This is a genomic window from Pseudomonas sp. BIGb0381, assembly GCF_024809815.1.
GTDB lineage: Bacteria > Pseudomonadota > Gammaproteobacteria > Pseudomonadales > Pseudomonadaceae > Aquipseudomonas.
In genome coordinates, this window is record NZ_JANUEN010000011.1 from 53596 (window position 1) to 67152 (window position 13557).

Sequence of the window (13557 nt, forward strand, 5' to 3'; positions counted from 1 at the left end):
GCGGCATCAGAGTTGACGAATGACCTTGGCAGCGGTCGCCACGTTATGGGCCAGGTGCAGCGGATTAATGGTCCCGACAATAGCACTGGCGACGCCCGTTTGCGCAAACAACAGCATGAAACTGGCATGTATTGGATCCACTCCCGGCTCCAGGCACACGTGGCCGCTGGCCAGGGCCTTTTTGACCAGAATGCCCTTGCCATGGGTCGCCGCATAATCAATGACGGCTTTTTCCGCCTGTTCGTTCAGATTGTAGGTGACCATCGCGCAATCACCTTGTTCCAGAGCCTTCACGCCGCCTTCGACGGTTTTGCCGGAGAAGCCGAAACCGCGAATCTTACCCTCTTGCTTCAACTGCGCCAGGGTCTGGTAAACCTCACAGTCGTTGAGGATGTGCAGGTCGTTGCCGTCGGAGTGCACCAGCACCAGATCGATAAAATCCGTTTCAAGTCGTTTCAAGCTGCGCTCAATGGACAGACGGGTATGGGTTGCGCTGAAATCGTGGCGTGACAGGCCCTCTTCGAACTCTTCACCGACCTTGCTGACAATCACCCAGTCCTTGCGCTGGCCGCGCAACAGCGGCCCCAGGCGTTCTTCACTGCGGCCATAGGCCGGTGCGGTATCGATCAGGTTGATACCCAGCTGGCGCGCCTGGCGCAGCAACATCCGAGCTTCGTCATCATCGGGGATGGTGAAACCGCTGGGGTATTTCACACCCTGGTCGCGGCCCAGCTTGACGGTGCCCAGGCCGAGTGGCGATACCACCAGGCCGGTGCTGCCCAGCGGGCGGTGCAGGTCGTGCAAGGTCGGCAGGCTCATGGCAACAGTTGCTCCCAGGCTGGTACGCCGATGGCGGGTTTTGGCAGGGCGGGCAAAGGCTCCATTGCGCTTGGGGGGATACCGTCGCGTTCGAGGCTGTTGATCACTCGATCGGCGAAATCCGGCGCCAGCGCCAGCTTGGTCGGCCAGCCCACCAGCAGGCGGCCCTCTTCGGCGACAAAGGCATTGTCGGGACGGCTCAGGCCCGATTGCAGAGGCTCGGCACGGTCGACGCGCAGCGTAGCCCACCGGGTCTGGCTCATATCGATCCAGGGCAGCAGTTGCGCCAGCTCTTTCCGGGCGGTGGCGATCTGTTCTTCGGACGTGCGTGCCACGCCGTCGGCCTCGGCAATGTCGCCGCCCATGTACCACACCCAGTTGCCATCGGCAGCAGGGTGCGTGGTGACGGTGATGCGCGGCTTGGTACCGCCGCCCAGGCAGTGTGCGTACAGCGGCTTCAAACCCGGGCCCTTGGCGATGACCATATGCAGCGGGCGCTTTTGCATGGCGGGCTGGCTCAGGCCCAGGGCGGCGAGCAGCTCGGCGGTACCGCCGCCTGCGCTCAAGACGATGCGCTGGGCGCGGATCTCGCGGCCATCGACCTTCAAGCCCACCAGGGTGTCGCCTTCGCGCAGGGGTTCGATGCGCTGCCCGGCGAGCAAGCCGTCACCGGCCAGTTGCGCCAGGCGCTCGATCACGCTGGGTACGTCCACCACCAGTTCGGCCAGTCGATAGACCTTGCCCTTGAAGCCACGGTCTTGCAGCGCCGGGGGCAGATCGTCGCCCTTGACCTGATCAACACGGCCGCGCACGGCCTTGCTGGCAAAAAAACTGGTGAGGTTGCCGGCGATCGTGCCAGGGGACCACAGGTAATGGGCCTGCGAGAGTACACGCACGCCGGACAGGTCCAGTTCACCGTCACCGGCCAGGGCTTCACGCCAGCGGCGCGGCATATCGGCAATCGCTTCGGAGGCGCCGGTGAGGGCGCCGTGCAGGGCGTATTTGGCACCGCCGTGGATAATCCCCTGGGATTTCACGCTTTGCCCGCCACCCAGGGTGGCGCTTTCCACCACTACCGTGGAAAAGCCCTGGCGGCGCAGGCGCGCATTCAGCCAGAGGCCGGCAACCCCGGCGCCGACAATCAACACGTCGGTGGAAATAACGGATGGCATGGGCGACCTCATTTTTAAACAAGGCCGCAAGTATACATTCTCACGCCATGCACACCGTAGGCGCTGTCGAGCTTTGGCGCGACTGCGAATGTTGGGTTCACTTGAGTCTCAAGTGAACACTCAATGCCCGGCGGTTTTCGAGAACAGCTGGATGACCACCACGCCCAGCACAATCAGACCCATGCCCAGCATTGCCGGGAGGTCCAGCTTCTGCCCGTAGATGAACAGCGCGGCAATGCTCACCATCACGATGCCCATCCCCGCCCATACCGCATAGGCCACGCCGACCGGCACGGTACGCACCACCAGGGTCAGCATCCAGAACGCCACGCCATAGCCGACGATCACCAGCAACAGAGGGATAGGAGTGCTCCAGCCCTTGATGGCTTTCATGGAAACGGTGGCGATCACTTCCGAGCAGATGGCGATGGCCAGGTAGCAGTAAGCGGCGTTCATGGGTGAGTCCTCGGTGTAAAGCAATCTGATAAGGCCAGCATTCTAGAGTTTTATCAGATGGGGTAAAGTCATTACCTATCCGAAATTAAGATGGGTTGTGGGATGAGCATGCAATGGAACCTGGAGCAGATGCGTTTGTTTGTCAGCGTCGCCGAGCAGCGTTCGTTTTCAGCGGTAGCGCGCGGGCAGCGCAAGGCGCAATCGGCAGTCAGCAACGCGATTGCGATGCTGGAGACGGACCTCGGCGTGAGCCTGTTCGACCGTAGCAGCGGCCGCCAGCCCAGCCTGACCGAAGCCGGCAGCGTGTTGCTGGAGGAGGCGCGCGAAGTGCTGCGCCAGTGTGAGCGGCTCAATGGCCGGGCACTGTCACTGACCCGCGGTGAAGAAGCCTGCCTGCGCCTGGCCCAGGATGAAGCCATGCTGTTCCAGCCGGTGCTCGACAGTCTTGAGGCATTGGCGGGGCAGTACCCGCTGCTGGAAGTACAGCTGTCCAGCGCCGCCCAGGGCGATGTGGCGCGCAAGTTGGTGGAGCGCCAGGCCGACCTGGGTCTGCTGTTCTATCACGACCAGATCCCCGAGGCTCTGGAGCGGCGGGTGGTGGGCAGCGTGGAGATGGTCACCGTGTGCGGCGTGAACCACCCGTTGGCCAAGGAGAAGTACGTGACGTGCCAGCACCTGGCCCAGTTTCGCCAGTTGTTGATGTCGACTCAGACCAGCGTCTACCCCGGCAGCGAAGCGGCCAGCCCACTGGTGTGGCGCGCCGACAGTTTCTACGTGCTGGCCGAATGGCTGATGAGTGGCCTGGGCTGGGCGTGGTTGCCACGGCATATCGTGCAGTACCCGACCTATCAACAACAAATGGTGGAATTGGACAGCGAATGGACGCCGCCGGCCCTGGTGGTGGAGCTGGTATGGCGGCGCGACGAGCACCTCGGCCCCGCCGCGCGCTTTCTCGCCAAACGTTTTGCTGAGTGCTTGCAGGCGATCGACTGAAAAAGCCGATAAACTCCGCCGCCATGAATAGAACTCTCTACAGCTGTCTGTTTTACCTGGCGCTGCCGTTGGTGGCCTTACGTCTATGGTTGCGCGCACGCAAGGCGCCGGCCTATGCCCGGCGCGTCGGCGAGCGGTTTTCCTATGGCTTGCCGGTGATGCAACCGGGCGGGATCTGGGTGCACGCGGTGTCGGTGGGCGAAAGCATTGCCGCGGCGCCGATGATCCGCGGCTTGTTGGCGCGTTATCCAGACCTGCCGATCACGGTCACCTGTATGACGCCCACCGGTTCCGAGCGCATCCAGGCGTTGTTCGCCAACGAGCCGCGCATCCAGCATTGCTACCTGCCGTACGATTTGCCCTGTGCGGCCAAGCGTTTCCTTGATCGTGTACAGCCCAGGCTGGCGGTGATCATGGAGACCGAGTTGTGGCCCAACCATATCCACGCCTGCGCCCAGCGCGGTATTCCGGTGGCCTTGGCCAATGCGCGGCTTTCAGCGCGTTCGGCCAAGGGCTACGCACGTTTTGCCAAACTCACGGCGCCGATGCTGGCGCAAATGAGCCTGTTCGCGGTACAGACCGAGACCGAGGCCCAGCGTTTCCTGAGCCTGGGTGCGCGCCCGGAAACCGTCGAGGTTACCGGCTCGATCAAGTTCGACCTGACCATCGATCCCGAGCTGCCGGTGCGGGCTGCCGCCCTGCGCGAACAATGGGGCGCCGCTGAGCGTCCGGTGTGGATCGCTGCCAGTACCCACGAAGGCGAAGATGAAGTGGTGCTCGCGGCCCACCGCCAACTGCTCGAAAGCTACCCCAACGCGTTGCTGATCCTGGTGCCGCGTCATCAAGAGCGCTTCGGCCCGATGTTCGAGCTGTGTACGCAACAAGGGTTTACCACTGTGCGTCGCTCAAGTGGCGAGGCCGTTACCGCACAAACGTCGGTGTTGCTCGGCGATACCATGGGCGAACTGCTGTTTCTCTATGCCTTGGCCGACAGCGCCTTTGTCGGCGGCAGCCTGGTGGCGACCGGTGGGCATAACCCGTTGGAACCGGCGGCGCTGGCCAAGCCGGTGATGATGGGGCCCCACGTGTTCAACTTCCTCGACATCACCGCGATGATGCGCGAAGCGGGTGCGTTGCGAGAGGTGGAGGACGCAGAAGGGTTGGCCGAGGCCGTACGACAGCTGTTCGAGCTGCCGCAGGATGCACGCCGGATGGCGCAGGCGGGGCTCAAGGTGATGCAGGCTAATCAGGGGGCGCTTAAGCGCTTGCTGGATGGCTTGGGCCGATTGATCTCTCACTGACCCAACACCGATCCAAATGTGGAGTGTTCAATAGCCCGGGCGGGCCTTGAGTTGCTCGGCGGCCGCCTTGGCCAGGTCCGGTGGCAGAAAGTCACGATCCGGGTTGTAGTCCGCCTTGAGGTAACGCGTCAGGTCTTGCAGGTCCCCTGGGTTCAAGGTGCCCGCTGCCTGCTTCAAGCGCAGGTTATCGAGGATGTAGTCGTAGCGGCTGTTGTTGTAGTTGCGCACCGACGAGTACAGCTGGCGTTGTGAATCCAGCACATCGACGATATTGCGCGTCCCCACCTGATAACCGATTTCCGTGGCTTCTACCGCGCTCTGGTTGGAGATGATCGACTGGCGGCGCGCCTGTACCTGCTCCACATCGGTGTTCACCGCACGGTGCAGGTTGCGCGTATTTTCCACCACCTGACGGCGCAGGCCTTCGCGTTGCTGCTCGGTCTGGCCCAGGCGCGAGTACGACTCACGCACTTGCGAGCTGGTGAGGCCGCCGCTGTAGAGGGGGATGTTCAGGCGCAGGCCGATGGTGCGCTGCTCGACATCGCCACGATACGGCGTGCCAAAGGCATTCGGGTTGCTGAAGCCAAGGGCGTCGTTGTCACCTTTTTCGTACTGCGCGACGGCGTCCAGGGTCGGCGCGTGGCCGGCCTTGCGCTGCTTGAGGGTCTCTTCGGCGGCCGTGACGGCGTAGTTGCTGGCCAGCAGGTTCAGGTTCTGGCGGCCGGCCGTCTCGACCCAGGCCTTGGCGTCGTTGGGCAGCGGCGGCAACACCGGCAGCGTGTGGACAATGCCCTGGATCGAGTTGTACTGGCGGTTGGTCAGGGTAACCAGTGCTTCAAAGGCATCGTCCACCTGACGCTGGGCCAGGATCCGGTTCGCCCGTGCAGTGTCATAGCTGGCCTGGGATTGCAGCACATCGGTCTTGTCCGACAGACCGACGTCGAAGCGCTCGTTGGATTGATCCAGCTGGCGCTTGAAGGCATTTTCCTCGGCCTTGGTGGAGGCCAGGTTGTCCTGGGCGCGCAGCACGGCAAAGTAGCTCTCGGCGCTTTGCAGGATCAGGTTCTGTTCAGTGGCCGAGAGTTGCAGCGCCGCCTGTTCATTGGTGGCCTCGGCGGCTTGCAGTTGGAACCAGCGATCGGCGCGGAACAGCGGCTGGCTCAGGGTCGCGCGCCAGGAGTGGGCGTCGCGGTTGGCAGTCGCCGCCGGTGTGTCGATCTGGGTGCGCACGTTATTGATGTCGGCACCGCCCGACAGGTTCGGCAGCAACCCCGCTCGAGCCTGGGGCACGACTTCTTTCTGCGCGCCGTATTGGGCGCGGGCGGCGGCCAGGTCGGCGTTGTTATCCACTGCTTCCTGATAGACGCTGACCAGGTCAGTTTTGGCGGACAAGGGCGCTTCAGCTGCCCAGACCATTCCGTTGGTCGCACAAGACACGGCGAGAGCCAGTGAAAGTTTGCGCAGCATGAGGCGATCCCTAGTGTGAATATTATGGTGATAATTTAGCGCTCAAGGCTACGGCTGGCCAATCCTGGCGTCAAGCAGTGAGGCGGCTCTCGAGTGTAGTGGCGAGATCCCCGGGCAACAATCCCGCAATCACGCCATTCATCACGCTGAATACACCGCTATTGGCAATTTGCCCGCGGCATGGTCTAGACTGGCCGCGTTCTTGTCGGGGTGCCTTGTTGGAAGGCTGAGATCGGTAAATACCGGATCCCGTTGAACCTGATCAGGTTAACGCCTGCGTAGGGAACAAGATTTCTCGTCACCCGGCGAGTCCTCTTGTGCTTCGTCCGGGATGTTGTTCGACCTTCGAACAACCCTCGTGCACCAAGCACAGCACTGCTTCCAGTGCGTCCATCCGTCACAGGTTCGCTCCGACAAAAATCCACCGCCTGGATAGTTGGAGAGCCCGTGATGAGTACAAAATTAAAAAACACCGTGCACTTGAGTGAATCGGCCAAGGTCGACTCCGGTTCCGTACAGCCGTTTACCCGCTCGCAAAAAATCTACGTGCAAGGCACCCGCCCGGACATTCGCGTGCCGATGCGTGAAATCAGCCTCGACGTGACCCCAACCGACTTCGGCGGTGAAATCAACGCGCCCGTGGTGGTCTACGACACCTCCGGCCCCTACACCGACCCCAACGTCATCATCGACGTACGCAAAGGTCTGGGCGATGTACGCTCGCCGTGGATCGAAGTTCGTGGCGACACCGAACGCCTGAGTGGCCTCAGCTCGCATTTCGGCCAGCAACGCCTGAGCGATGCCGAGCTGACCGCGCTGCGCTTCGCCCACGTGAAAAACCCGCGCCGCGCCAAGGCCGGCGCCAATGTCACGCAGATGCACTACGCGCGCAAAGGCATCATCACCGCCGAGATGGAGTACGTCGCCATCCGCGAAAACATGAAGCTGGAAGAAGCCCGCGCCAGTGGCCTGCTCGACCAGCAACACGCCGGCCACAGCTTCGGCGCCAGCGTGCCGAAAATCATCACCCCTGAATTCGTCCGTGAAGAAATCGCCCGTGGCCGCGCGATCATCCCGGCCAACATCAACCACACCGAACTGGAACCGATGATCATCGGCCGTAACTTCCTGGTGAAGATCAACGGCAACATCGGCAACAGCGCCCTGGGTTCGTCCATCGAAGAAGAAGTGGCGAAACTCACCTGGGGCATTCGCTGGGGCTCGGACACGGTGATGGACCTGTCCACCGGCAAGCACATCCACGAAACCCGTGAGTGGATCATCCGCAACTCGCCGGTGCCGATCGGTACCGTGCCGATCTACCAGGCCCTGGAAAAAGTCGGCGGCGCGGCCGAAGACCTGACCTGGGAGCTGTTCCGCGACACCCTGATCGAACAGGCCGAGCAGGGCGTCGACTATTTCACCATCCACGCCGGTGTGCTGCTGCGCTACGTGCCGCTGACCGCCAAGCGCGTGACCGGCATCGTGTCCCGTGGCGGCTCGATCATGGCTAAGTGGTGCCTGGCGCACCACAAAGAGAACTTCACCTACACGCATTTCGACGAAATCTGCGAAATCATGAAGGCCTATGACGTCAGCTTCTCCCTCGGCGACGGCCTGCGCCCGGGCTCGATTGCCGACGCCAACGACGCCGCGCAGTTCGGCGAGCTGGAAACCCTCGGCGAACTGACCAAGACCGCCTGGAAGCACGACGTGCAAACCATGATCGAAGGCCCTGGCCACGTGCCGATGCAGTTGATCAAGGAGAACATGGACAAGCAGCTCGAATGCTGCGACGAAGCGCCGTTCTACACCCTCGGCCCATTGACCACCGACATCGCGCCGGGCTATGACCACATCACCTCCGGCATCGGTGCAGCGATGATCGGCTGGTTCGGTTGCGCCATGCTCTGCTACGTCACGCCCAAGGAGCACCTGGGCCTGCCGAACAAGGATGACGTGAAGACCGGGATCATCACCTACAAGATCGCCGCCCACGCGGCGGACTTGGCCAAGGGGCATCCGGGCGCGCAGATCCGCGATAACGCCTTGAGCAAGGCGCGCTTCGAGTTCCGTTGGGAAGACCAGTTCAACCTTGGCCTGGACCCGGACACCGCGCGTTCCTACCACGACGAAACCCTGCCGAAAGATTCGGCCAAGGTCGCGCACTTCTGCTCGATGTGCGGGCCGAAGTTCTGCTCGATGAAAATCACCCAGGAAGTGCGCGAGTACGCGGCCAACCAGCGCATTGAAGCGGTGGATGTGGATGTGGCCAAGGGCTTGGCGGAGCAGGCGGAGCGGTTCAAGCAGGAAGGCAGTCAGCTGTACAAGAAGGTCTGATCCAGAGACGGCGGTGCCTGTACCGCCGTCATCGGGGCGGTGCGACGACTCGACAAGCCCCCTCCCACATTTTGACTGAGGTATGCACAGTTTTTGTGTTCACAGCAGATCCAATGTGGGAGGGGGGCTTGCCCCCGATAGCAATCTTTCAAACAAAAAATGCCCCTCAGAGATAACACCCTTGAGCATTCAACCCAGCACCTACTCCCCCGACATCGCGGTGCCTGCTGACAAACGCGTCTTCGGCGCCCGCGACCTGTTCTCCCTGTGGTTCTCCCTCGGCATCGGCCTGATGGTCCTGCAAACCGGCGCCTTGCTCGCGCCGGGCCTGGGCTTGTCCGGTTCATTGCTGGCGATTTTCCTCGGCACCCTGGTCGGCGTGCTGTTGCTGGCTGCCGTCGGCGTGATCGGCAGCGACACCGGCCTGTCCGCCATGGCCGCCCTCAAGCTCAGCCTCGGAGCCAAGGGCGCGAGCCTGCCGGCGTTGCTGAACCTGCTGCAACTGATCGGCTGGGGCTCGTTTGAAATCATCGTGATGCGCGATGCCGCCAGCCTGTTGGGCGCGCGGGCGTTGAGCGACGGCAGCCTATTGGCCAGCCCGTTGTTGTGGACACTGTTCTTCGGTGGCCTGGCGACCTTGCTGGCGGTCAGCGGGCCATTGACGTTCGTACGGCAGATTCTGCGCAAATGGGGGATCTGGCTGCTGCTGGCGGCCTGCCTGTGGCTGACCTGGAACCTGTTCGCCAAGGCTGACCTCGGCGCACTCTGGGCTCGGGCCGGTGACGGTTCGATGCCCTTTGCAGTCGGCTTTGATATCGCCATCGCCATGCCGCTGTCGTGGCTGCCGCTGATTGCCGATTACTCCCGCTTCGGCAAGCGCGCCAAAAACGTATTCGGCGGCACCGCTCTTGGCTTCTTTATCGGTAATTTCTGGCTGATGAGCCTGGGCGTGGCCTACACTCTGGCGTTTGCGCCCAGCGGTGAAGTGAATGCGCTGCTGCTGGCACTGGCCGGGGCCGGCCTGGGGATTCCGCTGCTGCTGATCCTGTTGGACGAGTCGGAAAACGCCTTTGCCGATATTCACTCGGCGGCGGTGTCCAGCGGGATTCTATTGCGCTTGAAGGTCGAGCACCTGGCCCTGGCCATCGGTGTGATCTGCACCCTGATCGCCTGTTTTGCCCCGTTGGCGCAATACCAGAACTTCCTGCTGCTGATCGGCTCAGTGTTTGCGCCGTTGTTCGGCGTGGTGCTGGTGGATCATTTCATCCTGCGCCGTCGTGGTCAGGGTGTGATTGCCAGCCTGCGTTGGCCGGCACTGTTGGCCTGGCTGGGCGGTATCGGCACTTACCACCTGTTGGCCAACCTGTACCCGGATATCGGCGCAACCCTGCCGGCGCTGGCGCTGGCAGGGTTGTTGCAATTCATCCTGGGACGGGCCTTCAGCGGCGCGCGGGCACCAGCTCAGGCTTGAGGATGCCTTCCAGGCGCGAGTAGGGAATCTGCAACTCGACATGGCCCAGGGCGTACGGCGCGATGGTGCTGGTGGGGTACTTGAGGATCACGCCACCATTCGTCAGCGCCACATTCGGGGTTTTCTGGAACGGGTAGGTTTTCACGAACTCCGGTTCCAGGCTCAGGCGGGTGCTGATCAGCCAGCTGTTGTGCGCCACCTGGGCGGCTTTCCAGAACGCGTCTTCCTTGCCGGGCAGCAGCATGTCGCTCAGCCACAGGGCCTTTTGCTGCTGGCGCGAATAGTTGATGAACGCGCGGCCTGGCTCGCCGTGGGTGGCGCCCTGGTCCAGGTAGCTGGACAACTCGATGATTACCAAACCGTCATGCTGCTCCCGTACCTTGGCCTGCAAGTACATGCTGTTGCGTGGGGCTGCGGTGCTGAGGAATTGCTCGCGGTAAGACTCAAGGCTCGACGGCAGCGGGTCGCCCGCGTTGGTACGGGTCATTTCCAGCAGGCGTTGCTCGATCAAGGCATCCAGCTTGGGTTCCTTGGCAAAGTGCACGGTGTCGATATTCACCAGCGGGCAATCGCTGCTGGCGCAGCCTGGCTTGCTCTGCTCGGTGGCGTCGCGGGTGGCTTCCAGTGGAGTGCGATAGCTGGGTTGGAACAGGCTTTGGCAGGCGCCGAGGGTCAAGGCGATGCAGGCCACGGATGCGATTTTTAAAAGCGACATGGATGTCCTTCGTCTATCGATAAGAGCGAAATTTGTGGAGCTTCGACTACCGGCAGGGCAGTCAGTTCGCCACTAAGCTGATTGAGCGTGAGTTTGACCTCCTCCGTCTGGCCCGGCAACCGCAAAGGGGCTGCATCAATGGGCAGGAGCGCGTTAGGATGGCGCGAATTGCACCGGACATGATGAGGAAGGGTATGACGGACATTGCGAAATCGACGCCGAGTACGATCGAGATTGTTCAGCGCGACAATGCCTACAAGGGCTTCTACCAGCTCGATCGCGTGCAACTGCGTCATGAAAAGTTCGATGGCGGTATGAGCCGAGTGATCAATCGCGAAGTGTTCGTGCGCCATGACGCGGTATGCGTGTTGCCCTACGACCCGCAGCGCGATGAAGTGGTGCTGATCGAGCAGTTTCGCGTGGGCGCCATGGGCCGCAGCAATAACCCTTGGCTGGTGGAAATGGTCGCGGGGCTGATCGACAAGGACGAAGAACCGGAGGAGGTTGCACACCGCGAGGCCGAGGAGGAAGCTGGGCTGACGTTCTCCGCACTGTGGCCGATCACCAAGTATTTCCCGTCGCCCGGTGGCAGTACCGAATTTGTCCACTTGTACCTGGGCCGCTGTGACAGCACGGGGGCGGGTGGTGTCCATGGACTGGAAGAAGAAGCAGAGGACATCCGCGTTACGGTCTGGGCATTTGAAGACGCCCTGCAAGCCGTTCGCGATGGCAAAATTTCCAACGCAGCCAGCATTATCGCCCTGCAATGGCTTGCGCTTAATCGCGCGGAAGTGAGGGGGTTATGGCAGTAAAGGCACGGGAACGATATCGAGTCGACCTGATCGGGCTGCAAGCCGCCTGCGAGGCCAACTATGCGCGGCTGATGCGCCTGCTGCCCGACATGCGCCACGCCCCGGAGGCGCGGCGCATCGGCGTGACCCATGGCGACCAGATGCTGGGCGTGCTGGCCCTGGAAGTCATCGTCAATTGCCCGTACACCACCACCCTGCGCGTACGCCAGGAACACAGCCTGCCGTGGCTGCCGGTGCCGCAACTGGAAGTGCAGGTGTACCACGATGCGCGAATGGCCGAAGTGATCAGCGCCGAACATGCGCGGCGCTTTCGCAGCATCTATCCTTACCCGAATGTGTTCATGCACCAGCCCGATGAGAAAGCACAGCTCAATGTGTTCCTCGGTGAATGGTTGAGTCATTGCCTGGCCCTGGGCCATGAGTTCGAAGTCGTGCGATAGATGTGAACTGCGTCGGCTTCCTGGGTTTCCTCTTTGCGTTCTGCCCCAGCATAATCGCTCCAACTCTATATTCCTGTGATTGCCTTGGGAGAGCGCCTTGCCGAGCGTATCCACCTTGAACCCCGATGCGCCGGCGTTGCTGGTGCAGCTGTCCGACAGCCACCTGTTTGCCGAGGCCGACGGCACGCTGTTGGGTATGAACACCTGCGAGAGCCTGCAGCGGGTGATCGAATTGGTGCGCGCGCAGCAGCCTCGGATCGATTTGCTGCTGGCCACAGGAGATTTGTCCCAGGACGGCACGCTTGAGTCTTATCAACAGTTTCGCGATATGACCCGGCAAATCGATGCTCCGGCACGCTGGATTCCCGGCAACCACGACGAACCGCAGATCATGGCGCACGCTGCCGCGCACAGTGACCTGCTGGAGCCCGTAGTGGACGTCGGCAACTGGCGTATCACCCTGCTCGACTCCGCCGTGCCCGGCTCGGTGCCGGGCTACCTGCAGGATTCGCAGCTGCAATTGCTGGCTCAAGCCTTGAGCGAAGCTCCGAACCGCCATCATCTGGTGTGTTTCCACCATCACCCGGTGCCCATCGGCTGTGCGTGGATGGAACCTATCGGCTTGCGCAACCCCGATGCGTTGTTTGCCGTGCTGGACCGTTTTCCGCAGGTGAGGGCAGTGCTCTGGGGCCACGTGCACCAGGAGATCGACCGCGAGCGCAACGGCGTGCGCCTGCTGGCTTCGCCGTCCACCTGCATCCAGTTCGCGCCGGGCAGCGAGGATTTCAAGGTCAGCGAGCAAGCACCGGGCTATCGTTGGTTGCGTCTGCATGCCGACGGACGGTTGGAGACCGGGGTGGAGCGCCTGGTCGGCTTCGCGTTTACGGTGGATTACGGTAGCAACGGCTACTGAGATTTACCTGTAAACTGCGCCTCTTTGGCTGAAGCACGGAGAGCCCGGCATGTCCGCTTCGATCCTGTATATCCACGGTTTCAACAGCGCGCCTGCGTCCAACAAGGCCAGCCAACTTATCACCGTGATGGACACCCTCGGCCTGGCCGATCAACTGCGCGTGCCGGCCCTGCATCACCATCCCCGTCAGGCAATTCCTCAATTGGAGGAAGCCATTGCCCAGCTGGGGCGGCCACTGCTGGTCGGCAGCTCACTCGGCGGCTACTATGCAACCCATCTTGCTGAGCGCCATGGCCTCAAGGCGCTGCTGGTCAACCCGGCCGTCAGCCCTCATCGGATGTTCGACGGTTACCTGGGCACCCAGAAGAACCTCTACACCGATGAAACCTGGGAATTGACCCACGACCACGTCACGGCGCTGGCTGAGCTGGAAGTACCGGCGCCCCAGGACGCCGCGCGTTACCAGGTGTGGTTGCAGACCGGCGATGAAACACTGGATTATCGCCTCGCCCAAGCGTATTACCGTGCCTGTGCCTTGCGCATCCAGGCTGGTGGCGACCATGGTTACCAGGGGTTCGCCCAGCAATTGCCGGCGTTGTTGAGTTTTGCCGGTATTGGCGCAGATCAGTATCAATCCTTCGATTTCTCGGCACTGTAA

13 protein-coding genes and 1 riboswitch are annotated in these 13557 nt (G+C 62.0%); of the genes, 8 read left to right on the forward strand and 5 right to left on the reverse strand.

What is annotated here, in order from left to right; translation table 11 throughout:
- Positions 1-6: 6 nt before the first annotated feature.
- The 3 genes from M2397_RS24755 to M2397_RS24765 all read right to left on the reverse strand — a co-directional run bounded on the left by M2397_RS24755 (position 7) and on the right by M2397_RS24765 (position 2447).
- The gene (locus tag M2397_RS24755) at positions 7-819 is read right to left on the reverse strand and encodes an aldo/keto reductase (RefSeq protein WP_167655559.1); all 813 of its coding nucleotides are present in this window, start codon (positions 817-819) and stop codon (positions 7-9) included.
- Positions 816-1991: an FAD-binding oxidoreductase gene (locus M2397_RS24760; protein WP_259244665.1), complete on the reverse strand. Its 1176-nt coding sequence runs from the start codon at positions 1989-1991 to the stop codon at positions 816-818. The genes M2397_RS24755 and M2397_RS24760 overlap by 4 nt, the downstream gene beginning before the upstream one ends.
- Before the next feature lie 120 nt (positions 1992-2111).
- Entirely contained in the window at positions 2112-2447 is a 336-nt protein-coding gene (locus M2397_RS24765) for a multidrug efflux SMR transporter (protein WP_074848568.1), read from the reverse strand.
- Between the two features lie 102 nt (positions 2448-2549).
- Here M2397_RS24765 and M2397_RS24770 point away from each other — a divergent pair, with 102 nt between their 5' ends.
- Positions 2550-3440 (forward strand): LysR family transcriptional regulator, encoded by an 891-nt coding sequence (locus M2397_RS24770; protein WP_131696792.1) that lies wholly within the window; start codon positions 2550-2552, stop codon positions 3438-3440.
- 23 nt (positions 3441-3463) lie between these two features.
- Positions 3464-4741, forward strand: a complete 1278-nt coding sequence (gene waaA, locus M2397_RS24775) for a lipid IV(A) 3-deoxy-D-manno-octulosonic acid transferase (RefSeq protein WP_259244666.1) — start codon at positions 3464-3466, stop codon at positions 4739-4741.
- A gap of 27 nt (positions 4742-4768) precedes the next feature.
- On the opposite strand, the gene M2397_RS24780 is transcribed toward waaA, so the two are convergent.
- Positions 4769-6208, reverse strand: coding sequence for a TolC family outer membrane protein (locus M2397_RS24780; RefSeq protein WP_131696790.1), 1440 nt, complete (start codon positions 6206-6208; stop codon positions 4769-4771).
- A gap of 196 nt (positions 6209-6404) precedes the next feature.
- Positions 6405-6510, forward strand: a riboswitch (TPP riboswitch).
- 148 nt (positions 6511-6658) lie between these two features.
- Between M2397_RS24780 and thiC the strand changes: the two genes are divergently transcribed.
- Together thiC and cytX are read left to right on the forward strand one after the other, a co-directional pair.
- Positions 6659-8548, forward strand: a complete 1890-nt coding sequence (gene thiC / locus M2397_RS24785; RefSeq protein ID WP_145335998.1) for a phosphomethylpyrimidine synthase ThiC — start codon at positions 6659-6661, stop codon at positions 8546-8548.
- Positions 8549-8729: 181 nt separating this feature from the next.
- Entirely contained in the window at positions 8730-10019 is a 1290-nt protein-coding gene (gene cytX / locus M2397_RS24790; protein ID WP_131696788.1) for a putative hydroxymethylpyrimidine transporter CytX, read from the forward strand.
- Here cytX and M2397_RS24795 read toward each other — a convergent pair.
- Positions 9988-10734, reverse strand: coding sequence for an RsiV family protein (locus tag M2397_RS24795; protein ID WP_145336003.1), 747 nt, complete (start codon positions 10732-10734; stop codon positions 9988-9990). The genes cytX and M2397_RS24795 overlap by 32 nt on opposite strands.
- A gap of 194 nt (positions 10735-10928) precedes the next feature.
- Here M2397_RS24795 and M2397_RS24800 point away from each other — a divergent pair, with 194 nt between their 5' ends.
- The 4 genes from M2397_RS24800 (at position 10929) to M2397_RS24815 (ending at position 13557) form a co-directional block, all read left to right on the forward strand.
- The gene (locus M2397_RS24800) at positions 10929-11546 is read left to right on the forward strand and encodes an NUDIX domain-containing protein (protein WP_131696786.1); all 618 of its coding nucleotides are present in this window, start codon (positions 10929-10931) and stop codon (positions 11544-11546) included.
- The gene (locus tag M2397_RS24805) at positions 11537-11986 is read left to right on the forward strand and encodes a DUF1249 domain-containing protein (RefSeq protein WP_003171323.1); all 450 of its coding nucleotides are present in this window, start codon (positions 11537-11539) and stop codon (positions 11984-11986) included. The genes M2397_RS24800 and M2397_RS24805 overlap by 10 nt, the downstream gene beginning before the upstream one ends.
- 97 nt (positions 11987-12083) lie before the next feature.
- Positions 12084-12899 (forward strand): 3',5'-cyclic-AMP phosphodiesterase, encoded by an 816-nt coding sequence (gene cpdA, locus M2397_RS24810; protein WP_167655555.1) that lies wholly within the window; start codon positions 12084-12086, stop codon positions 12897-12899.
- Between the two features lie 49 nt (positions 12900-12948).
- Positions 12949-13557, forward strand: coding sequence for a YqiA/YcfP family alpha/beta fold hydrolase (locus M2397_RS24815; protein ID WP_259244668.1), 609 nt, complete (start codon positions 12949-12951; stop codon positions 13555-13557).